This window comes from Klebsiella sp. CN_Kp091, from assembly GCF_040065095.1.
Classification (GTDB): domain Bacteria; phylum Pseudomonadota; class Gammaproteobacteria; order Enterobacterales; family Enterobacteriaceae; genus Klebsiella; species Klebsiella aerogenes.
Genome location: NZ_JBEAIO010000049.1, coordinates 1,032,309 through 1,053,339, shown reverse-complemented (window position 1 = coordinate 1,053,339; position 21,031 = coordinate 1,032,309). Strand labels below are relative to the sequence as shown.

Here is a 21,031-nt window from a genome sequence, read left to right as displayed (position 1 = left end):
CCTGTCGGGGAATCATTTAACCGTGGGCAGATCGCTATATCGGGTAGTGTATCGCGGGGAGAGCATTTCCCGCTTCATCTGCCACGGTTGCTGGATACCCTGGCCGGCGAAGTAAAGCGTTCCACGTCCGTCCTCAGCATTCAGGCGGTCCAGCACCTCCATCAGTTTTTGGCTATTTTTTCGCGGCGCATTTTCGTCAAACAGATTAAGTTGCGCGACGCCCTGGCTATAAAAATCGCCCAGCATCACCCCGGCTTTCTGGTACCGGCAACCACTTTGCCAGATGGCATCCAGACAACGCGTCGCGGCGGCGATAATATCCCTGCTGTCCTGCGTTGGGGTAAGCAGGGCCACCGAGGCATTATTGGCGTAATACCGTTCGTCAGGCGCGAAGGGCGACGTTTTTACAAAGACGGAGATAAACCGGCAGTATTGATGTTCCTGACGAAGTTTCTCTGCAGCCCGGGAGGCGTAACTACAGATGGCCTGGCGCATTTCTTCGTACTCGGTGATGCGATGGCCGAACGAACGGGAACAGATAATCTCTTGCTTTACCGGGACAAACTCTTCCAGCTCGAGACAGGGCTCGCCGCGTAATTCACGGACGGTTCTTTCCAGTACGACATTAAAGTGTTTTCTGATGAATCGGATATCCGTGTCAGCCAACTGCAATACCGTCCGGATCCCCATCGTTTCAAGCCTCTTCGCGATGCGTCGACCCACTCCCCAAACCTCTTCCACCGGTAGCGCCGCCATCAATTTTCTTTGCCGCTCCGCATTCGACAGGTCAACCACGCCTCCTGTCTGCTGTTGCCAGCGTTTTGCCGCATGATTCGCCAGTTTAGCCAGCGTTTTTGTCTGGGCTATTCCGACGCCCACCGTCAGGTGCGTGCGTTGCCGCACCGTGGCTCTGAGCTCATGTCCAAACTCGGTAAGAACGCGGCAGTTACGCACGCCGGTAAGATCGCAAAAAACTTCATCAATGGAGTATTTTTCACAGCGAGGCGACATCTCTTCAAGCGTCGTCATTACCCGGTTGGACATATCGGCGTAGAGTTCATAGTTGCTACTGAAGCAAACCACGCCATAATGCCTGAAGATATCTTTTTGTTTAAAGTACGGTTCACCCATTTTCACAAACGGTTTGGCTTCCGCAGAACGTGAAATCACACAACCGTCATTATTGGACAAAACAACCACCGGGCGGCCGCGTAAGTCCGGGCGAAAGACGGTTTCACAAGAAGCATAGAACGAGTTCACATCACACAGGGCAAACACGATCAGCCCGCCGATTTCACGATGTAGGTCACCACGCCAAAAATTTCCAGACACTCTTCACTGCCTGGCATAATCGGCTGGTAGGCGGGATTATCAGGTTTGAGCATGACAACAGGATGTAACTGGAGGCGCTTAACCGTGAATTCCCCATCCACCGCGGCAATAACGATGCTGCCATGGACGGCCTTGCGGGAGCTATCCACCACCAGTAAATCACCATCGCCAATGCCAGCGCCAATCATTGAGTCACCGCTTGATTTCACAAAGTAGGTGGCGCCTGGATGCTGAATCAGCAGTTCATTCAGGTCGATACGCCGTTCAACATAATCCTGCGCGGGGCTAGGAAAACCGCAGGGAACAAGGTCGCTGAACAGAGGTAATGCCACGATCTGGCGTAGCTCGGTTAGTGTGAAAAACTGCATGATGATCACCGATTATCTTTACTGTATGTATATACAGTATTGTAGATCGGTGGCAGAGATCAAGAGGGTCGTACCTTATCAAAACCTGCGCCAGCGCCCGGCAGGCGGGGGGGTTATGCCTGAAGCCGATTGATAAACAATAGATTACCTCATCGCTAATATTAGCGACTGCGCCGTTTAGCTGGCGAAAATAGCGTGACGATTTTATGTAAAAACAATCTGAATATGACTGAGGTAAAGGATCTGATATTAACGAGGCAGGGGATGTCTGCGCGATTAACGCGCAGGGATTGCTCACCGGCCGACCGTATGCAAGAGCAGGCCGGTGAGCAAATGGCTGTGATGGCAGTTCGCAGCCGCGATTATTTTAAAGCGTCCGGGCCGGTTTAAACATATTTCTTCGCGCCAGGAGACTATTTTCAGACTTACCTCATTACCGTTTCTAATAAGTCAAACCAGTAATTAATGCCTGTTAAGAAAGCTCCACTACTAATAATGACGGTATAAAGATGAACAAAAGCACAGAGTTGAATAATTAAGAGTATTCCTGGGTGAAATCTCGGGCAGAGAGATGACTTCTGATAAATATTCAGGATAATTTATCAATCTTAAGGAATTAGCCCCGCGGCTGCCTGCACCATAAAGGAATCCATATGGTTAATCGGATATCGATCCTGTCATCTGTCGACAGCTCCTCGTTATTATTCTGGAAATTCAGCGGGCAGGAGAAACTGTCCGAACCTTTCCACTTTCAGGTCGATTTACTCAGCCAGGATTTTGCTATCGACCGTCAGGCCATGCTCGGCAAAAACATGACGGTGGCGGTTCCCGGCCAATGGGGACAGGAGCGTTATCTTTCCGGCAAAATCACCGCCGTAACCGTGCGCGCCGAAGATCTTGGCGAGACGCGCTACGCCGTCTATCAGACCACGCTGGAACCCGATTTCTGGCCGATGATGCGCGACCGCAACTTCCGTATTTTCCAGCAGCAGCGGGTGCCGGATATCGTGGCCAAACTGTTTAGCGAGCATAACGTTAAGTTTGAGGACAAACTTACGCGTAGCTACCGGCAGTGGGATTATTGTGTACAGTACGCGGAAAGCAGCTTCCATTTCATCAGCCGTTTGCTGGAGCTGGAAGGTATTAGCTATCTGTTCCGCCACGATAAAGACGGCCATACCCTGGTGCTGATGGATGACTATCAGCAGGCTGAATCTTTCCCCGGTTATGAAACTATTCCCTGGCATGCGCAGCCGGGCGGCGGCGCGGTCGGCGAAGAGGGCATCAGCCAGCTGATGGCGAGCCACGTCGTCACGCCGGGGCTTTACAGCACCGATGACTATGATTTTCGCAAGCCCCACGCCTGGATGCTGCAAACGCTGCAGAACCCGGTCTCGCCGACGCCGGGCAAAATCGACGTTTACGACTGGCCGGGGCGCTTTATGGAGCACGGCGACGGCGAAGCCTACGCCCGTATTCGTCAGCAGTCCTGGCAGGCCGAACAGCAGCAAACTCAGGGTATCGCCACCGCGACCGGTATCGTCCCGGGACACACGTTTACCCTGACGCATGCGCCTAACATGGCTGATAACGCTAAATGGCTGGTGGTGGGCGCCCGCTATGATTTTGAAGAGAATCAGTATGCCTCCGGCGGCGGAAATACCGCGCAGCACCGCATCACATTCACCGTTATTCCCGCCGCGACGCCATTTGTCCCCGCGTCAAGGACCGACTGGCCGCGCACCTACGGGCCGCAAACCGCCCGCGTGGTAGGGCCGAAAGGAGAATCGATCTGGACCGATAAATATGGCCGGATTAAGGTGAAATTCCACTGGGACCGCGAAAGCCAGGGCGATGAAAATAGCTCCTGTTGGGTGCGCGTTTCCAGCGCCTGGGCCGGCCAGGGTTACGGCGGGGTGCAGATCCCACGCGTCGGTGATGAAGTGGTGGTGGACTTTATTAACGGCGAGCCGGACCGGCCGATTGTCATTGGTCGCGTCTATAACGAAGCCAGTATGCCGCCGTGGGCGCTACCGGCTGCAGCCACGCAAATGGGCTTTATGAGCCGCTCAAAGGATGGTTCGCCGGACAACGCCAACGCCCTGCGTTTTGAAGATAAACCCGGCGAAGAGCAGCTCTGGCTGCACGCTGAGCGCAACATGGATACTGAAGTCGAAAACGACGAGACCCATGATGTCGGCAATAACCGCACCAAAACCGTCGGCAAAGACGAAACCAGCCATATCAAACAGAACCGCACCCGCACTGTGGATGGCAATGAAAGCGTTACCGTCGGCAAAGATCGTAGCAAAACCATCAATGGTAATGAAACCACCACCGTTGAGCAGAACCGTACCGAAAGCGTGAAGGGGAATGAGACCCTAAGCGTTGAGCAGAACCGCGATGAAACCATCAGCGGCAACCATACCACCACGGTGAAAAGCGACCATACCGCGACCGTCGAAGGCAAGCAGTCACTGACGGTAGTACAGGATCGCACCCGTCAGGTGCAGGGTAACGAAAGCGTCAGCGTCCAGCAAAATCGTAACGTGCAGGTCACCGGCAATCAGACGCTGGGAGTGACCGGCAATCACGATATTTCCGTGACCGGTAAGCAAACGCAGACCATCACCAGTAAGCAAGAGGTGACGATCGGCGCCGGGCGTACCCTGAGCATCACCGGCGGTGATACCCGCTTTACGCAAGGGAGCGTAACCGACAGCGCTACCGATACCGTACATATCAACGTGGGCGAAAGCGGCATTCTGATAAGCAACGGCAGCGTGGAGATTACCGCTGGCGGGTCGACGATCACCATTAACGCCGCCGGCGTGATGGTGAATGGTAAGAAGATTGAGCTCAATGCCTGACAGGAAAAGGGAATGAACGCGGCGAAGAATCCGACCGAAAAAGTAATGAGCGAGCTTGAGCTTAGCTGGCTGGACGCCAGCGAGCAGGCGGAGCAGATCCGCTTATTTATCTGGCGGGTGCCTGCCGGCGGCGAGTCGCTGCTTGATGGTTTTATCGCGCTGCAGCAGCACCCTGAAGGGCGCTCGCTGCCGGATCTGTTGCTGGGGCTAACCACGCCGTTTGAGACCGGCTATGGCTACAGCGACGCGCTCGGGCGCGAGTTTGTGGAACACTACGAAGCGACGCCGGATGCCGCCATGTGGGATGCCGAACGCTTTCTCCCAACCTATAGCCCGGCGCAGTTGCGGCAGATGCTGCAGGATTTTGCGACGACATTTCATGACGATTTACGTTATCTGGTGTTGGTGCTGAAACCCTCCGCCGTCAGCGATGAAAAGGCGTTGAACCGCTGGTTGAACGGCTGGCTGGCGCAGGAGGCGTGCAACGCCAGACTGTTACTTATCGACACCCTTGAGCAACCGATCTGGCAGCCGCTGTATGAGGCGCATCCACGCAGGGTACGGCTGCTGACCGATGACGTCGACAGTATGAAAGTGATGCATCAAACCGCGCGCGGGCAGAGCGATCCGAATCCCGATCGCCTGTTGTTTCGCCGCTATCTGGCTGATGCCATGCTGCTGCTGGAAAAAGGCAGCGCCGCGCAGGTGGCCGTGCGCGGCGGTATGGCGCTCGGCGTCGCCCAGCGCTGCGGTTGGGCCGAGCAGCAGGCGATGATGCATAACCTGATCGCCGGCGGTTGGCTGAAAGGTAACGATCATCAACGGGCCGTCGATCACTACCGCCAGGCGCAAAACATCAGCGGCGAAATTGCCGACCCGGCGCTTAAAGGGCAATTGCGTACCCAAAGCACTTTTGGCGAGGCTGGCGCCTGGTTCGCACGAAAAGAGTATCTCCAGGCGGCGAAAGGCTATCGCCGGGCGGCGGGCGAAGCGCAAACCATTCCACACCCGGTATTTGCCGTGGAAGGCTGGCGGATGTCCGGTTTTTGTCTCAACCTCGCCGGGCACCGGGCAAAAGCGATGGAGGAGTATGCCCACGCTATCCAGGCGGCGGAGCCGATCCCACGCCAGGAGCGCGCCCAGACTACGCTGCCGCTGGCATTTCAGGATCTGCTGCGCATCCATGATAAACGACGGACCGAAGCGCTTGAGGCCTGCGCGACGCGCTGGCAAAGCGAAAAACAGCGCTTAATCCAGCAGGCGGAAGACCGCTTGCCGCGGGAACCCGCCGTCGAACAGGTAAAACGCGTGGACCGGCAGTTACAGCTACAGCTGGAAGCCGCGTTCGCGCTGATCCGCGAAGCGCGGGAAAAACTGATCCGCGGCGGCGATGACAGCTTTCGTCGCGTGATCCGCCTGGCGCGGGAGACGCTGCATCCGCACTGGAACGGCCTGCCGGAGATCGCCCACCCCTTTGATGCCCCGCCGGGTGAATGGCAAAGCCTGCCAGCCTGGGGAAATACCGATGCATCATCCACTGAAACTGCAGGGAGCAACCCGCTATGAAGACCCGGATTATTATTATTGTTGCCGTGACGCTGCTGGCAATCCTGTTTTTAAGCTTCTCGGACGGCGGTTTCGCCACCGAAGTGCGTACCTTCCTGCGCGCGCTGCTGCGCGCCATGTTCTGAGGCGCGTCTGATGCATTCCGGCGCTCACTTCGACCCGCAGCTTGGCCTGGATATCCATACTTATCCCTGGCCGCTGCCGACGCCGCATATTGGCATCGTTTTCGACGTGTTTGATTATCTGCCGCTGCTGGGGACTACCGTGCACGTCAACAGCATCAAACGCGCCAGCGCGGGGACCGGCGGTATTGCGGTACATATCCCGGTCGGCGGGGTGTGGGTGCCGCCGCTGCGCGCGCCTGGCGGCCCGCAGATGGAAGACGAGCTGTTTATGGGCAGTAAAACCGTCGCCGTCGACGGCGAGCCGTTTTCCCGCATCGGCATGCCGGTACTGAGCTGTAACATCCTCGGAATGGTGCCGCCGTTCCGCATGAAGCGCCTGAGCAAACCAAAGCCGCTCTCGCTGACGCTGCCGCTGACGTTTAACCTCGCGATTCCCAACAATGTGATTGTTGGCGGGCCGCCAACCATCAACCTGATGGCGCTGCTGATGCGCGCCGGGTTAAGCGGGTTGGGCAAGGGGTTGAAGAAAGTTAAAAAAACGCCGCAGTGGCGACTGTTTATGCGGCGGTTTAAAAAACTGCGCCAGAAGCTGTTTCGCAACATGGATCCCGGCGTCCTGAAATGCCGGGTGCTACGCGCCGAACCGGTTGATATCCGCGACGGTAGCGTGAGCCTGGAGCATGAGGATTTTTTGTTACCCGGCCGCCTGCCGCTGGCGTGGACGCGAAGCTACTCGTCGGCGGATCTTGATGAAGAAGGGCTGTGCGGTTACGGCTGGTCAACCCCGGCGGACACCCGCCTTGAAATACTGGCCGATGAAGGCGTCGCGGTGTTGAGCCAGCCGGAAGGGATGACGCTGTTTGCGGCGCTGCCGCAGTCCGACGGCCGCGAGCAGGCTATTGTCGGCCTGCCGGACGGCAGCCGCCTGTGGCGAGAAACCCGCAATGGCGAATGCTTCTGGCATGTTGAGCAGGAAGGGAGCGCGCGGCTGCAATTTCGCGGTAAGCGCGGGCCGCTGGCGATTTACCGGCTGGCGGACCGTAACGGTAACGGCTGGCAGTTCGATTGGCAGGGACGCGAACTTGAGCGCATCCGCGAGTTCAGCACGCGCGGCATGAGCGGCAGGGAGATCCTCGTCACCTGGCAGGATGGCCGCCTGCGGGCGCTACGCCTGCGTAACGCGCTGGATGACGAGATCACGCCGTTGACCCGCTATGAATACGATAGCGATAATCAGTTGAGCGCGGAGATCGATGCGCTTTCGCATCCGCGGCGCTTCTACTATCAACAGCGCCATATGACCAGCCATGTCGACCGTAACGGCCAGGGCTTCCACTACCAGTTCAATGACGAGTGGCGGGTCGTCCACGCCTGGGGCGACGGCGGCGTATGGGATTACCATTTCGCCTGGCACGACTTGCTCAACGAAGTGGAAATCACCGATTCCAACGGCCACGTAACGTCTGTCAGCTTTGATGATAACGGCCTGCCGGTTTCGGAGATCGATCCGACCGGCGGCAATACCGTCTTCCACTACGATGATTTTGGCCGCACCGTCGAACTCATTGAGCCGGACGGCAGCGCGCGTCGCTGGGAGTATGATGAACAGGGGCGAATGATCGCCGAACATCTGCCGGACGGTAGCCAGATTCAGGCGGCCTACAATGAAGACGGCGATGTGCTGACGCTGATTGATGAGAAAGGCGCCTGCTGGCGTTCGGACTATGACGAACGCGGCAACCTGCTGGCGGGAACGGACCCTACCGGCGTCACCTCGCGCTATCAGTATGATGAGCACGGGCAACTGAGCGCGGCGGACGTGCCGGGTTCCGGGCAGAGTCGCTATCGCTATGATCGGTTTGGTTTTTTGCAGGCGCTGAGCCAGGCTGGCGCGGGAACCACTCAACTGCGGCATTCCGCGCGCGGCACCCTGCAGGAGCGTATTGACGCCGGCGGCGGCAGCAGCCGTTTCCACTGGGACAGCAAGGATCGGCTGGTGGCGATGGTCAATCCGCAGGGCGGCGAAATTCGCGTCGCTTACGACCGGGAAGATTCACCGGTTCACTTCACCGATGAAGCCGGCCAGATAACCCGTTTTCGTTATAACCGCACAGGAATGCTGGCCGCCTGCGAGACGCCGGACGGCGCGACGCTTGGCTATCAGTACGACCTGGAAGATCGCCTGCTGGCGGTGATCAACCAGAACGGTCAGCGCTGGCAGCTGGACCGCGACGCGCTGGGGCGCATCGCCGCGGAGACCGATTACTGGGGACAGGTAACCCGTTATGGCTGGGATAAAGGCAACCGGCTGATCAGCCGTGAGGATCCGCTGGGGCGGCTGGTGCGCTACGGTTACGACCGCGGCGGGCGGCTAAGCGAGCGGCGCAGCGGCGATACCCTGCAGGCGAAGTATCATTACGATCCCTGCGGGCGGATGCTGCTGTGTGAGAATCCGTGGCGGCGGCTGGCGTGGCGCTATGATGACGCCGGGCGGGTGCTGCTGGAGGAGCAGGACGGTTTTCAGCTGCATTATGGCTATAACGAGCGCGGCCTGCTGGTCTCCCGGCGCAGCGACAGCGGTCATCAGGTGCGTTACGCCATGGATGAGTATGACCGGCTGAGCCAGATCCAGCTGAATGACGATGCGCCGATCGTGCTGGGTTACGATGAGGCCGGGCGGCGGGTCAGCGAGCAGCTGTCGGCAGAGGTGACGCGTCATTTCACCTACGACCGGCTCGGCCAACTGACGTCGCAGCAGGTGTTGCAGAATGATTTACCGCTGTTCGCCAGCGGTTTCAGCTGGGATCGGTTGGGTAACCTGACCCGGCGCGATGACAGCCTGTGGGGCAGCGATCGTTACGCTTACGATCCGGTGGGGCGCTTGACGGCCCATACCGCGCCGGACGGTACGCTGCGGCAGTTTGTGCAGGATGCGGCGGGCAGCCACCTGCAGACGCAGACCCGGGCGGTGAATGAGAGCGCCGGGGGCTGGTTCCGCGAGGGGCAGCAGCGCGGGGTGCGTTATGTATTCGATCGCGCGGGCGAGCTGCGACAGCGGCGCGATGTCCGGCATAACGGCGAGAAAGAGGATTTCAGCTGGGACGATAACCGCCAACTGGTGGCGGTGCGCAAGGGTGAGCGGCTGGTGCGTTACGGCTATGACGGGCTGGGGCGCCGGGTGTTCAAGCAGACGGCGGAAGAGACGCGCTGGTTCTACTGGCAGGGCGACGCGCTGGCGGGGGAAACGGTCACTATCACCCGCGAACCGCTGGCGGCACAGAGCATTTTTGATACCAGCAGCAGGCTGCAGCGGCAGAAAGCGCAGGAAACGCTGTTCAGCAGTATGCGCGAGTACGTGTACTATCCGGGAAGTTTTCAGCCGCTGGCGCTGCTGACGCAGGAAGCGGGCAGGAAGGAGAGCTGGCACTATCATTGTGACCCGAACGGCGCGCCGGTCCGCCTGACGTCATTACAGGGCGAGATAGTGTGGTCAGAGAAGACGGGCGTATGGGGAGAGAAAGGGGAGGTCTACGCCGATCGTATCAGCAACCCGCTGCGTTTCCAGGGACAGTATTTTGACGCTGAAACGGGGCTGCACTATAATCGACATCGTTACTATGATCCTGAAATTGCGGGATTTATTAGTCAGGATCCGATTGGATTAGCCGGCGGGCTGAATGTTTATCAGTATGCGCCGAACCCATTAAGCTGGATCGATCCGCTGGGACTAAAATGTGGCTTCGCGGAAAAGGACAATATAACCCAAAGGTGGGTAAATAAATTAACAGGTAAAACTCCGGCTGAAATAGACTCCCTTTTAACATCTAAAGGTTGGACGAAGATCTATCCACAAGCTGGTAGGCCTGAGGCTATTCAACATATACAATATGTGAAAACGACAAAATCTGGTACAACATATAAATTAGATTATCATCCTGGTGGTAACGCAAAACAACAAAATATTCATGGAAATGATTACTGGAAGGTTTATAGGACTAATAGTGAAGGTGAGGATATCGTATATGGACGTATAGGTCATGGTGGTTTTGAAAATTATGATCTAATAAAGGACTCTCCTGTTTATGTCGACGGTGTATTAGTAAATGGTGGGATGTAAAATGTTTGATTTTTCTGCAGAAATAAAATCATTTCATTCGTTAGGCGATGTGCTGTTAAATACAAATATATCTGTCTATCTTGCTGAAATGTATGCTGACCATTGTGTTGAGTACAAAGAGTATCTTCTACCTGATGCGAGTAAGAGATTTGCCTATGTATTGGATGATACTTTAACTATATCAACCGAACCTGATGGAAATATATTTTCTATTGGATGTAATCAAAATTACAAAGGGTTATACAAAAACTTATTATATGCCGGTCAAGAATTTGGTGAGATAAAAAAACTCACTTATCGGCAAAGAATATTTAATGGTTCCATTATTATAGACGAGGATTTTGGCATTCAATTTATATTACCCTCACCATTTGATGAGATAGCTGACAGTATAGATAACATTCCGTCCGACTTGAAATTGAATGAAATATATATAGGGGATTTTTCATTTTGGAATCCATGTAAATAACAAAGCAAAGCCGGGTAATAAATTAACTCTTCCCGGCCTTTATAGCAACGCTGCGCTTTGGGAACTCTATCTTAGAGCTTAGATTGGTGCGGGTTGACGGTACGATTGGCCCAGGGGATAGGATTGTTCGTCTGATCCGATTGGATTAGCCGGTGGGCTGAATGTTTATCAGTATGCGCCGAACCCGCTGGGATGGGTGGATCCGTGGGGGCTGACTGGAAAACCGTTAAACTCACCTGATATAAGCAAGTGGCTTAATAAAGGGGGAACGGTTTGGCAAGAAGTTGAAAGCAAAGTTTGGGTATACCAAGATAGTGCTGGCAATGTTGTTCGCTATCCAGAAGGGTTTCCAGATTTTACACCATATGAAAGGCAGAGTGTTAATGTTCCAGACTTAAGGGGAGATCATAGTAAGTCACCTGGAGGAGATTTTGGTAAAGCAGATGCATTAGCGCCAAAAGGCCGGGCGAATTATGATCTTAATACGTGGCATCATCATCAAAATGGCATCACAATGCAGGAAGTGCCCAAAAATATTCATCGCCGGTTCACCCATAGAGGCGGTGTATCTAAAATAAAAAGCAACTGTCAATAATATCAGGAGTTATAGAATGCCTATTTTGACTGGATTAAGTATTGATAAACAAGATATTAGTTATCTGGAGGGACATTTCTCTGTTGCTTTTCCTGATGATTACAAAGATTTTTTAAAAAAATACAATGGATATAGAATCGTGGCACCTGACTATTGCGATCTACCATTCGATAAAGTTGATAATGATTTTATTTCATTCGATGTGCTTCTTGGTTATAAGACTAGTAATAGTAATTTTGATATAGTTGAAATTAATGAAGAGTTACTATATGAAATATCGTTTATTGATGGTGCACTAATAATTGGCATGGATCCAAGTGACAATGGCTATGTCCTGATAACTAAAAATGATTTGGCCGGAGTTTATTACTGGGACCGGACTTGCCTACATGCTGAGGATAATAAACAAAGCTATGATATTAGTGATGATGATGATTTAAACCATCTTTATCTTATAAATAAAACCTTTTCAGATTTTTTTGGAAGTATAATGAATCTAACAGTCAATAAAGGAATGAAGTTGTCTACGGGATTGTAATGATACTCTTAATTTAAGGATGTACTTCTTTAATACCCTGCATGGTTAATTATCATGCAGGGTTTAATAATAAATTGGATTGCACATCTATAATGTCAAGTATTAAAAATTAATAAATGGGATCATAAGATTTAGGGAGTCTTGCTTCCTGACAGATATAAACATTCTGGAAATTTTATAAAGTAATCGAAAATGAGAGAGTTTATTTTTTAGCGAGAGTAAGAACTATTTCTTTAAATGATAAAAATCCACGCTACTGGTGGTTTTTGCAATGCGAAAGCCCTTTTAGCAAATGGAATAATGTCGGGAAAAAAGATTCCAGCCGGCGGCACAGGGTATTTTTGATACTGGCAGCCGGCAGCACCGCCTGACGCCATTGCAGGGCGAGATAGTGTGGTCTGAGAAGACGGGCGTATGGGGAGAAAAAGGGGAGGTCTACGCCGATCGTATCAGCAATCCGCTGCGTTTTCAGGGCCAGTATTTTGACGCTGAAACGGCTGAATACCTTACTTACCTCTCTCGCGGCGTCCCCTTCTTACTACTGTACATCGCTTTATCCGCACTGTTCAGCAATGTATCGGCATCTGCGGCATCGTGAGGGAAAAGCGCAATGCCGATGCTGCCGGAAATCGTAATAACATGCTCGTGGATCAAAAATGACTGAGTCAACGCATTGCTGATTTTTTCCGCCGTTTGTCGGGGGAGCGGATCGTTTGCCTTTAAACCGGGGAGCAGGGCGATAAACTCATCGCCGCCGAGGCGGGCCACCGTATCACCTTCTCGTAAAACGCTTTGTAGACGGAACGCCACTAGCCGCAGCAGTTCGTCACCCACGGCGTGGCCGTAAACGTCATTCACCGGCTTAAAGCGGTCGAGATCGATAAAGAGCAGCGCTACTTCTGTCTCATTGGCGATGGCCTGCGTAATCGCCAGCTCCAGGCGATTAACCAACAGCCTGCGGTTTGGCAATCCGGTCAGCGCGTCGAAATTGGCATGCAGCCAGACCACCTGCTCCCGCTGTTTACGGTCGGTGATATCGCGAATAAACGCGGAGAAAATCTGCTTGCCTGATTGTTGATGCGGCCAGATCGACAGCTCGATAGGGAACTTGCCTTTAGTGCGATGCAGGGCGGTAATTTCGATGGTGCGATTAAGGATATTCGACGGCTGAGCCGCCTGAAAGCGCATTAAACCGCGCGCGTGCTGCTCGCGAAACTCTTCCGGCACGATCATCTCGCCCAGGTTGTTGCCGATAGCCTCCCCTGCGGACCAGCCGAACATTCTTTCCGCTGCCTGGTTCCAGTTAATCACCACCCCAGCATGATTGATGGTAATCACCGCATCCTGTGCAGTCTCAACCAGCTGTCGATGGTTCTCCTCGCTTTCGGCCAGCGCTCGCTGCATCGACTCAATCTCGCTGATGCTCTCCTGTAGCTCACGATGCATTTCCGCAAGCGAAAGCGAGAAAAAGCGAATACGCTCTTCTACTGACATATTTTTCATTTCGGCGTACAGATCGCTGGCGCTACGTGGTGGCATAAGGCGTTCCTGATGGGTCGAAGAGAATATTCAGCCAATTTAACAATAAGTGTAGTTAAAAAAAGATCGGCTGCTGACATCTCAGCTATTTTATCTATTAAATAAAATCTATTGTAAATTTGTCCAGATTTAAATTTAACGCTTAGTTACAGATGGATCATATTTCGGAGGTAATAATCCGCACTCTTTATAAAGCGTATTAAGGACAATTTATCGTGAATACTTTCTTGCGTAACACCCTGGCCGCCGTAGTGATGACTGCGGGTCTTTCCGTTGCCGCTCAGGCTGCGACGACAGCCGAAGTGCCGCCGTTATCCCAGGACCCGGTGGTGCAACATCTCAAGCTGAGCAACGATCAGGTCAGCAAAATTCAGGCCCTGCGTCAGGAGCTGGAAACAAACCTCAAAAATATCAAAATTGGTGGTTACCAGGATGGGGCTCTGGTTGACGTAATTCAGTCCGGTAAATGGGACGATGCGAAAGTAAAACAGCAGCTAGCCGCTTTTGCGCAATTGGATCAGCAGACGCGTTATTACCGCGTGAAATATTACTTCGGCATTAATCAGGTGCTGACGGCTGAACAGCGCGAGCAGGTAAAAAAAGATCTGCAGCAGGCACTCAACTAAGCGATGTCCTAATGCTCCGCAGCCCGGCGGAGCATTGATAGTTGACTTTCCGCAATGAAAAGACAAGGGTGTCATCATGAAGAAGTTTCTCTTTATTGCGCTGGGAATGGCCGCGTTGTTTAGCCAGGCTGGCGTCGCCGGGACTAAAACGTTGGTTGATTATGGCGTCGTACAGGAAAGCCATATTATTAGCACTCCGCATCAGCGCCAGCCGCTTCGCACGCTGGCGGCAGGAACGCTGGGCGGCGTGGTCGGTCATCAGTTCGGCAACGGCAAAGGGCAGACGGCGATGACCGCCGCAGGCGCTCTGGCCGGTGCTGGCGCCTCTCGCTATCACCAGGATCGGCAGCAGGGCGCTCAGCAGGTCGAACTGTTAATCAAAATCAGTAGCGGTCAGGTGATACAGGTGCTACAGGGTTACGACGGTCGGCTTATCTTCAATAAGGGAGATAAGGTGCGCATCCTGACGTCGGGAAATGATACCCGGGTGGACAAATCGGTGTAATGCGCCAAACGGGAGCGGATACACTCCCGTTTGGGGTGACATGTTATGCCGATTTCAGCATATCAAAGCGGATAATTCGCGAGCGTCCCAGCTCTTTCGCCCGATACAATGCGGCATCTGCGGCACGTAGCAGGCTGTCGCTTTGTGCGTGTTGCGGATAGCTGGCGATACCGATAGAGACATTCACCTGGCCTATATCCGTCAGCCCGCAGCGTAAGGTCATATTTCTCACGTTGTTGTAGATTTCAGTCGCGCAGGTTTCCGCTCTGGCCTCATCGCTGCCGGAAAGCAGCACCAAAAACTCTTCGCCGCCATAGCGGAATGCCATGCCAATATCGCGAACCGCGCGCTGGATGATCGCCGCGACGTTTTTAATCACCAGATCGCCCGCCTCATGGCCGTAATTATCGTTAACCGCCTTAAAGTGATCGATATCAATCATCAGGCAGCTCAGCGGGCTGTTGTTACGTACCGCGAGATTCATCTGCGTATGCAGCGCTTCCTCAAGATGATGGCGGTTTCGCAACCCGGTCAGAGAATCAAACAACGCTTTTTCCAGCAGAGCGTTGCGCAGACGCTGATTGGACAACGCCAGACCCAGCGCTTCCGCCATGAGTTCAAGATAGGCGCGGGAAGGGGCTGTCTCACTGGTGACATTACGGAAAGAGAGCAGGCCAATGGCTTCACCCTGCGCGATCAGTGGAACGCATAATGATTGCTCGTTGCATTCTTGCGGCAGATGATAGCAGGCGATGTCCGGTTCGCCGTTAACCGGCGGATGGCTGAGGCCTCGGCGTACTGCCCAGCAGTTATCGGGATAAAACACGGCCTCCTCGTCAGGTGGCGAAAGCCACTGCGCGACGCAGCGCATCTGCCAGGGATCGGTATCCAGAATATACAGCCGGCCAGGAACGTCAGGCGCGATATTGGGGGCGAAAAGTTCAGCGACCTTCACCACATCCTCAAATGACTCACATCCCTGCAAGCGTTGAGTCATGCGCGCCAGCAGTTCACGAACGGCCCAGTCGGCATCGCGTTGTTGTTCAAGGCGCTGGCGGGCAAGGCCATTTTCGCGAAAGATGCGGATCGCCTGCGCCATATCGCCAATTTCATCGATCTGTTTGAAGTGCGGTGGTTCGACGGCATAATCCTGCGATGCCAGACGTTGTACCACATCGCTGAGTCGTACCACAGGGGTGAGCACCCGGCGTTTGAGAATAAAGCCGAGAACAAATAAAAACATCAAGGCGGTCAGGCCAACCATCGCTTCCGAAAGCGTCCGCCAGAGGCGCGATTTTTCAGTCGCCTGCTGCATGGCGTTGTTCGTTCGGCCTTCCAGCAGCAGGCGGAAATGATCGATTTGCGTTTGCACACGCTCCAACTCCTGCTCATAAGGCTTACCGTAAACCTGCAAAATAGCCTCTTTCTCTTCGCCGCGAGCGACGCGATCGATGGCGGTCTGCTGTTCATCTTGTAATTCATCGGCAATACGCAGACCGTCGCGCAACAGCGCCAGCTCCTGCTGGCTGGCGCCAATGTCTTTTAGTTTAAGCAACCGATTTTCAATTGATTTGAGAGTTTGGATCTGCTGACGATACTGTTGCAGCGTCTCTGGTTGTTTTTCGATGACGTACAGTCGCGCGAGGTCTGAAAGCTCCCACGCGTCGCTTTCTATCTCATCGGCAAGACGAACGAACGTATCCCGTTGTTGTACTGCCTGGCGTTCAGCGCGATCGGCGCCGGAAGCCATTAGCATCGCAATACCGGATGCAATGGTCAGCCCTACGGTGATCCCGTAGGCCCAGTTAGTCATGGTGGCGATTCTCACCGAGTATTTCCTTGCAGGCAGATGAATGAGCGATTCGTATTTTTATTATAGAACCACGCCGCCAATCAGAAGATTCAAAGGCGCGGTATGCGGGTGACGAGGTGATGTAGCGCCTGGGCATGCTGGCGCAAAACAAGATACACATCGTTATCCAGAGCGCCATTTATAACATCAGCTTCGATAAGATGTAACGCCTCTTGATACGGCATTCCGAGCCGATAAGGGCGATCCTCAACGAGCGCGGTAAAGATATCCGCAACGGCGATAATTCTGTCTGGAAGGTGTAAATAACGATGATTTAAATGAAGTGGATAGCCGCTGCCATCGAGTTTTTCATGGTGATTAGCGGCCCAATCGATGATTTCCGCCAGATCGGTGAAATCTCGTAATATTTCACCGGTCATATAGCTATGTTCGCGGATCAATAGCGCTTCGTCATCGCTAAGTTCAGCCTGTTTTTCGAGGATCGCCAGTGGAATATATATTTTGCCGATATCATGCAAATAGCCGGCAATTTCAATTTTGCGGCATACCAGCGGCGGTAAATTCATATAGACGGCGAGGGCATAAGAAATTTCGCCAACCATAATGCTGTGGCTGGCGGTGAAACTACTGTAAGTATCGACAATTTTCGCGATCAGCAAACAAATATCTTTCAGACCATCGATGTCAATAAATACGTCATTAATCGGTCCCACAATTTCCAGCAGCCGCTGAATATGTTCTGCTTGCATATGGCGCCAGAAGGTAGGGTGTTGCGCCAGTTCACACAGGGTATCGCACAGTGGCGGATCGATATCGCGATAGTCATCGACAAAGCGGGCGATGAGCGTTTTTTGTTGGTCCGGGGCAACGACGCCTTGCGTAGGAAGGAGCCGTTCAAAGCAGTCCGCAAAATAGACGATATGCTGCTCCAGATTACCTTTGCGAGTAGGGCTAAAGTGGTGATCGCCAATAATGGGGCTGATAAGAGTAAAAGTATCCAGGCCGGCAAGCATCTGTACGCCGCGGATTTGGTGTGGGTCATAAAGATTATCTATCGCATTCAGTGAGTCAATGCGCCGCTTATCGCCAAGTACGCCGATATCATGCAGCAGCGCGGCCAGAAAAACGGTTTTTTGCTGGGGAGCTGGAAGATCCAACGCCAGTGATAATTTGTAGCTTATCAGCGCCGTGCGCTGTAAATGCAGATCCAGCCTCGGGTTGATGGCATTAATGACGCGCGTGATCAGCATTAAAGCCGACTTTAAGGCAATACGCATTTTTTTCTCCGTCCATGCAATCCGCTGTTGCCGTTAATCCTGTGGCATCCGAAAGTGCGCTCAAACGCCTCCCGGACGCGGCGCGAGTGAAGCGACGCATATCTGAGGCTTCATCCACGCTCCGTAAACAATTCATTTTAGCTCACATAGTCGCTTTCATTGTGGTAATCACATGATGAATCACTTCACAGTTTGATTCATATCTAGTTGCGGTGAGGAGTGATGGCTTTTACATCACCTTTCAGGAGACGGTGAGCGCGGACTGGACAATGCCCAAATCCGCGATAATGTTTTGTCAGTCTCAATTTTGTGAGATGGCATCGGCAATGCCGCTTTATTGCCTGGAGTGCATCGAAGAGTAATCAAGAGGGGATGAGGTCGATATTCCTGCGAACGTGACTACTAGCTGCAACGCTATACTTTTGTCAGTATTTATCAGTAAGCATAAATAATCCTGTTCTTATTTATATTTATTAATTACTAACATTTTAATTAGCAAGCGCGGTATGTGAATATTATTATCTACAGTGATTGTTTGTATTGAACGCATTTGAGGTATGTATGTTTTTTGGTCGTTACTGTTCGGGGCTTGATGCGCTGGGAGGCAGCGTCAGTAGCGGCCTGCGTGAATCCACGCTTGTAAAATCGCCAGATGGCAGTTTAAGTCCATTCCTATATCAGAAAAAATCATTAGCGCGAAAATGATTATCAGTGTGAATATGAATGAACGGACCTCAATTCTGCTTTACAATTTGTAACATCTGTGAATCTATTATGTATTTTAGCGTTAAGTGTAATTTTTTCTTGCTGCCGTGAATTTACCAGGATTACTATTGTCTGACTTGCTGTATCGCCTAATGACGGATGAAGGGACTCGTTTTTTCCTTAAGCGTTACCCTATATTTTAATGTTTACAGGAAAAACCATGTCTTGCGCCTTTAAAAAACATCTATTGCTTCCCCGTTATTGGGTGACCTGGTTTGGCCTGGCCATTCTTTGGTTAATCGTCCAACTCCCTTATCCCGTGTTACATACGCTCGGCACCAGCGCAGGGCGGCTATCGCGTCGCTTTCTGAAACGTCGGGAACACATCGCCCGGCGTAACATTGAGCTGTGCTTCCCGGAAATGTCCAGCGCTGCCCGCGAAAAGCTGCTGGAAGAGAACTTTATGTCCCTCGGCATGGGGCTTATCGAAACGGGTATGGCGTGGTTCTGGAGCGATGAACGCGTTAAAAATTGGTTTGACGTCGAAGGCATCGCTAATCTGAACGCTGCGCTTAGCGCCGATAAAGGCGTGATGGTTGTTGGCATTCACTTTATGTCACTGGAGCTGGGTGGCCGCGCAATGGGCTTGTGTCGTCCGATGATGGCGACGTATCGCCCGCACAATAGCCCGCTTATGGAGTGGGTGCAGACTCGCGCTCGTCTGCGCTCGAATAAAGCGATGATCGACCGTCGTAATCTCTCCGGGCTGGTACATGCGTTGAAATCCGGTGAGGCGGTGTGGTTTGCGCCGGATCAGGATTACGGCCCGAAGGGCAGCGTTTTTGCGCCGTTCTTCTCGGTACCACAGGCGGCGACGACTAATGGTACTTGGGTGTTGTCGCGCCTCTCCGGTTCGAAAATGCTGAGTATCAGTATGGTGCGCAAGCTGGATCGTAAAGGCTACAGCCTGCATATCAGTGAAGTTATGAATGATTATCCCGGCGAAGATAAACAGATTGCCGCCAGCTATATCAACAAGGTCATTGAACGCGAAATTCTGCGTGCGCCGGAGCAGTACCTGTGGGTGCATCGCCGGTTCAAAACCCGCCCGCTTGGCGAAACTTCGGTATATTAGTACCACAGTTGCGCTCTACGCTTTCAAAATGACCGCAGTTGCGTTAACGTGAGCCGGATCATACTTTTTGTTGAAAGCGAAGGAGTGCAGCGTGTTCGCTGAGTTTGGTGTTTTGAATTATCTGACCTACCTGGTCGGGGCTATTTTTATCATTCTCGTACCTGGTCCCAATACCTTTTTTGTACTGAAAACCGGTATCGCGCACGGCGTTAAGAAAGGATACCTTGCCGCCGCCGGTGTGTTTATCGGCGACGCGGTTCTGATGTTCCTGGCATTTGCTGGCGTTGCGACGCTTATCAAAACGACGCCGGTGCTGTTTAATATTGTGCGCTATCTCGGCGCGATTTATCTGCTTTGGCTGGGCGCTAAAATGCTCTACTCGGTATTTAAACAGCGCGAGGGGCATGATGCCGCCGATGCTGAGCCGGGGAGCGCGATCCTCAAACGCTCGTTAACCCTGAGCCTGACCAACCCGAAAGCGATCCTTTTCTATGTCTCTTTTTTCGTCCAGTTCATTGACGTTAATGCGACATCGCCGGGCGTCGCGTTCTTTATCCTGGCGCTGACGCTGGAGATCATTAGCTTTGTCTACATGAGCTTCCTTATCCTGTCTGGCTCGTTTGTTACGCGCTATGTGAAAACCAAAAAGAAACTGGCGAAATTGGGCAACAGCCTGATCGGCCTGGTCTTTGTTGGCTTTGCCGCACGTCTTGCGACGCTGCAGTCCTGATCCCGGAATCGGTTTGCCAGCGATAATCGCTGTGTTGTAACAAAAACCCTTCAATTTTTATTGCATTGGTGTTACATATACAGCCGATTATCGCTCACAGAGAAGGGAACCCGGATGATTCTGCAAAAAATCCTCAGTAATAAAAACGGCAAGAAGTTTCTGTTGTCGATGGCGACGGTATTTGCTATTGCGCTTGCCGTCGTGGGCCGCGCAACGTTCGGTGGCGTGGTGAGCGAGTACAATATGCCGTACTCGGAGTGGACAACCTCGATGTTCTTCCTGCAAGGCGCGATGGTGATGGTTTACAGTACCGTGTTCACCGTATTATTTGCTATCCCGCTGGGCTTTCTGTTTTTAGGTTCTGACCGTCAGGACTAAAAGCAACAAGGCGAACACTAGTTCGCCTTTTGCGTGATCCCGTCTGTCACCATCCTCGATCATGATGATGATGGTGGTGGTGCCGATGATGGTAACCATCATCCACGATACATCCCGATAACAGCGTGCACAGCGCAATAATCAACGGTAACACCATCGGTTTTTTCATTACTCACTTCTCCAGTTAATGCCCGCTTTGCTGCATAAATACAGCGAAGCGGCTGATGAAATGAGTGTATCGTCCTAACTTATTGAGTAGATAAGACAACTCTGCAATAGCGGGGCGGCGGGAAAAATTGAGATTACCACCAGCCCAATTCGGTGCCGGCAATCACCACGATGG

Annotated in this window: 18 protein-coding genes and 1 pseudogene; 13 read left to right on the top strand and 6 right to left on the bottom strand. The window is 52.8% G+C overall.

The features are described 5' to 3' along the window. Positions 1–12: 12 nt before the first annotated feature. Together ABLV17_RS25640 and ABLV17_RS25635 are read right to left on the bottom strand one after the other, a co-directional pair. Positions 13–1,278, bottom strand: coding sequence for a Y-family DNA polymerase (locus ABLV17_RS25640; RefSeq protein WP_213316423.1), 1,266 nt, complete (start codon positions 1,276–1,278; stop codon positions 13–15). 2 nt (positions 1,279–1,280) lie between these two features. Next, complete coding sequence (locus ABLV17_RS25635) at positions 1,281–1,700, bottom strand: translesion error-prone DNA polymerase V autoproteolytic subunit (RefSeq protein ID WP_015705808.1); 420 nt, start codon at positions 1,698–1,700, stop codon at positions 1,281–1,283. 653 nt (positions 1,701–2,353) lie between these two features. On the opposite strand from ABLV17_RS25635, the gene tssI reads away from it, so the two are divergent. The 8 genes and pseudogenes from tssI (at position 2,354) to ABLV17_RS25595 (ending at position 11,980) form a co-directional block, all read left to right on the top strand. Continuing rightward, complete coding sequence (tssI, locus tag ABLV17_RS25630) at positions 2,354–4,570, top strand: type VI secretion system tip protein TssI/VgrG (protein WP_308958759.1); 2,217 nt, start codon at positions 2,354–2,356, stop codon at positions 4,568–4,570. Between the two features lie 12 nt (positions 4,571–4,582). After that, positions 4,583–6,136, top strand: a complete 1,554-nt coding sequence (locus ABLV17_RS25625; protein ID WP_308958760.1) for a hypothetical protein — start codon at positions 4,583–4,585, stop codon at positions 6,134–6,136. Then, positions 6,133–6,261: a hypothetical protein gene (locus ABLV17_RS25620; RefSeq protein WP_080961905.1), complete on the top strand. Its 129-nt coding sequence runs from the start codon at positions 6,133–6,135 to the stop codon at positions 6,259–6,261. The genes ABLV17_RS25625 and ABLV17_RS25620 overlap by 4 nt, the downstream gene beginning before the upstream one ends. Positions 6,262–6,271: 10 nt before the next feature. Continuing rightward, entirely contained in the window at positions 6,272–10,378 is a 4,107-nt protein-coding gene (locus ABLV17_RS25615; RefSeq protein WP_308958761.1) for an RHS repeat-associated core domain-containing protein, read from the top strand. A gap of 1 nt (position 10,379) precedes the next feature. Then, positions 10,380–10,847, top strand: a complete 468-nt coding sequence (locus tag ABLV17_RS25610) for a hypothetical protein (protein ID WP_047045164.1) — start codon at positions 10,380–10,382, stop codon at positions 10,845–10,847. Positions 10,848–10,974: 127 nt separating this feature from the next. Beyond that, a pseudogene (locus ABLV17_RS25605) lies at positions 10,975–11,058 on the top strand (RHS repeat-associated core domain-containing protein); the annotation flags it as partial. Continuing rightward, a complete protein-coding gene (locus ABLV17_RS25600) occupies positions 11,044–11,442 on the top strand; it encodes an HNH endonuclease (RefSeq protein ID WP_221177580.1) in 399 nt (132 codons plus the stop codon). The pseudogene ABLV17_RS25605 and the gene ABLV17_RS25600, both read left to right, overlap by 15 nt. Positions 11,443–11,458: 16 nt before the next feature. Beyond that, the gene (locus ABLV17_RS25595; RefSeq protein WP_308958762.1) at positions 11,459–11,980 is read left to right on the top strand and encodes an SMI1/KNR4 family protein; all 522 of its coding nucleotides are present in this window, start codon (positions 11,459–11,461) and stop codon (positions 11,978–11,980) included. A gap of 510 nt (positions 11,981–12,490) precedes the next feature. On the opposite strand, the gene ABLV17_RS25590 is transcribed toward ABLV17_RS25595, so the two are convergent. Beyond that, complete coding sequence (locus ABLV17_RS25590) at positions 12,491–13,519, bottom strand: diguanylate cyclase (RefSeq protein WP_308958764.1); 1,029 nt, start codon at positions 13,517–13,519, stop codon at positions 12,491–12,493. Positions 13,520–13,734: 215 nt separating this feature from the next. On the opposite strand from ABLV17_RS25590, the gene ABLV17_RS25585 reads away from it, so the two are divergent. Beyond that, entirely contained in the window at positions 13,735–14,145 is a 411-nt protein-coding gene (locus ABLV17_RS25585) for a hypothetical protein (RefSeq protein WP_015366126.1), read from the top strand. A gap of 76 nt (positions 14,146–14,221) precedes the next feature. Further along, positions 14,222–14,650 carry a glycine zipper 2TM domain-containing protein gene (locus tag ABLV17_RS25580; RefSeq protein ID WP_308958765.1) on the top strand — a complete coding sequence of 143 codons (429 nt, stop codon included), beginning with the start codon at positions 14,222–14,224 and terminating at the stop codon, positions 14,648–14,650. A gap of 43 nt (positions 14,651–14,693) precedes the next feature. Here the strand turns inward: ABLV17_RS25580 and ABLV17_RS25575 are convergent, their stop codons facing one another. Next, complete coding sequence (locus ABLV17_RS25575; protein ID WP_113373625.1) at positions 14,694–16,478, bottom strand: diguanylate cyclase; 1,785 nt, start codon at positions 16,476–16,478, stop codon at positions 14,694–14,696. Positions 16,479–16,552: 74 nt separating this feature from the next. Further along, positions 16,553–17,740 (bottom strand): HD domain-containing phosphohydrolase, encoded by a 1,188-nt coding sequence (locus ABLV17_RS25570; protein WP_271032355.1) that lies wholly within the window; start codon positions 17,738–17,740, stop codon positions 16,553–16,555. 925 nt (positions 17,741–18,665) lie between these two features. On the opposite strand from ABLV17_RS25570, the gene lpxP reads away from it, so the two are divergent. The 3 genes from lpxP (at position 18,666) to ABLV17_RS25555 (ending at position 20,688) form a co-directional block, all read left to right on the top strand. Then, positions 18,666–19,580 (top strand): kdo(2)-lipid IV(A) palmitoleoyltransferase, encoded by a 915-nt coding sequence (gene lpxP / locus ABLV17_RS25565; protein WP_308959135.1) that lies wholly within the window; start codon positions 18,666–18,668, stop codon positions 19,578–19,580. Positions 19,581–19,671: 91 nt separating this feature from the next. Then, positions 19,672–20,310: a leucine efflux protein LeuE gene (gene leuE / locus ABLV17_RS25560; RefSeq protein WP_087859315.1), complete on the top strand. Its 639-nt coding sequence runs from the start codon at positions 19,672–19,674 to the stop codon at positions 20,308–20,310. Positions 20,311–20,424: 114 nt separating this feature from the next. After that, complete coding sequence (locus tag ABLV17_RS25555) at positions 20,425–20,688, top strand: DUF2534 family protein (protein ID WP_015366132.1); 264 nt, start codon at positions 20,425–20,427, stop codon at positions 20,686–20,688. Between the two features lie 46 nt (positions 20,689–20,734). Here the strand turns inward: ABLV17_RS25555 and ABLV17_RS25550 are convergent, their stop codons facing one another. After that, positions 20,735–20,857, bottom strand: coding sequence for a hypothetical protein (locus tag ABLV17_RS25550; protein ID WP_015366133.1), 123 nt, complete (start codon positions 20,855–20,857; stop codon positions 20,735–20,737). Positions 20,858–21,031 lie beyond the last annotated feature (174 nt).

What these genes read in the sequence shown, in the direction of transcription:
- ABLV17_RS25635 (WP_015705808.1), bottom strand. Translation starts at nt 1,700, where the DNA reads ATGCAGTTTTTCACACTAACCGAGCTACGCCAGATCGTGGCATTACCT.
- tssI (WP_308958759.1), top strand. Translation starts at nt 2,354, where the DNA reads ATGGTTAATCGGATATCGATCCTGTCATCTGTCGACAGCTCCTCGTTA.
- ABLV17_RS25625 (WP_308958760.1), top strand. Translation starts at nt 4,583, where the DNA reads ATGAACGCGGCGAAGAATCCGACCGAAAAAGTAATGAGCGAGCTTGAG.
- ABLV17_RS25620 (WP_080961905.1), top strand. Translation starts at nt 6,133, where the DNA reads ATGAAGACCCGGATTATTATTATTGTTGCCGTGACGCTGCTGGCAATC.
- ABLV17_RS25615 (WP_308958761.1), top strand. Translation starts at nt 6,272, where the DNA reads ATGCATTCCGGCGCTCACTTCGACCCGCAGCTTGGCCTGGATATCCAT.
- ABLV17_RS25610 (WP_047045164.1), top strand. Translation starts at nt 10,380, where the DNA reads ATGTTTGATTTTTCTGCAGAAATAAAATCATTTCATTCGTTAGGCGAT.
- ABLV17_RS25595 (WP_308958762.1), top strand. Translation starts at nt 11,459, where the DNA reads ATGCCTATTTTGACTGGATTAAGTATTGATAAACAAGATATTAGTTAT.
- ABLV17_RS25590 (WP_308958764.1), bottom strand. Translation starts at nt 13,519, where the DNA reads ATGCCACCACGTAGCGCCAGCGATCTGTACGCCGAAATGAAAAATATG.
- ABLV17_RS25580 (WP_308958765.1), top strand. Translation starts at nt 14,222, where the DNA reads ATGAAGAAGTTTCTCTTTATTGCGCTGGGAATGGCCGCGTTGTTTAGC.
- ABLV17_RS25570 (WP_271032355.1), bottom strand. Translation starts at nt 17,740, where the DNA reads ATGCGTATTGCCTTAAAGTCGGCTTTAATGCTGATCACGCGCGTCATT.
- lpxP (WP_308959135.1), top strand. Translation starts at nt 18,666, where the DNA reads ATGTCTTGCGCCTTTAAAAAACATCTATTGCTTCCCCGTTATTGGGTG.
- ABLV17_RS25555 (WP_015366132.1), top strand. Translation starts at nt 20,425, where the DNA reads ATGATTCTGCAAAAAATCCTCAGTAATAAAAACGGCAAGAAGTTTCTG.
- ABLV17_RS25550 (WP_015366133.1), bottom strand. Translation starts at nt 20,857, where the DNA reads ATGAAAAAACCGATGGTGTTACCGTTGATTATTGCGCTGTGCACGCTG.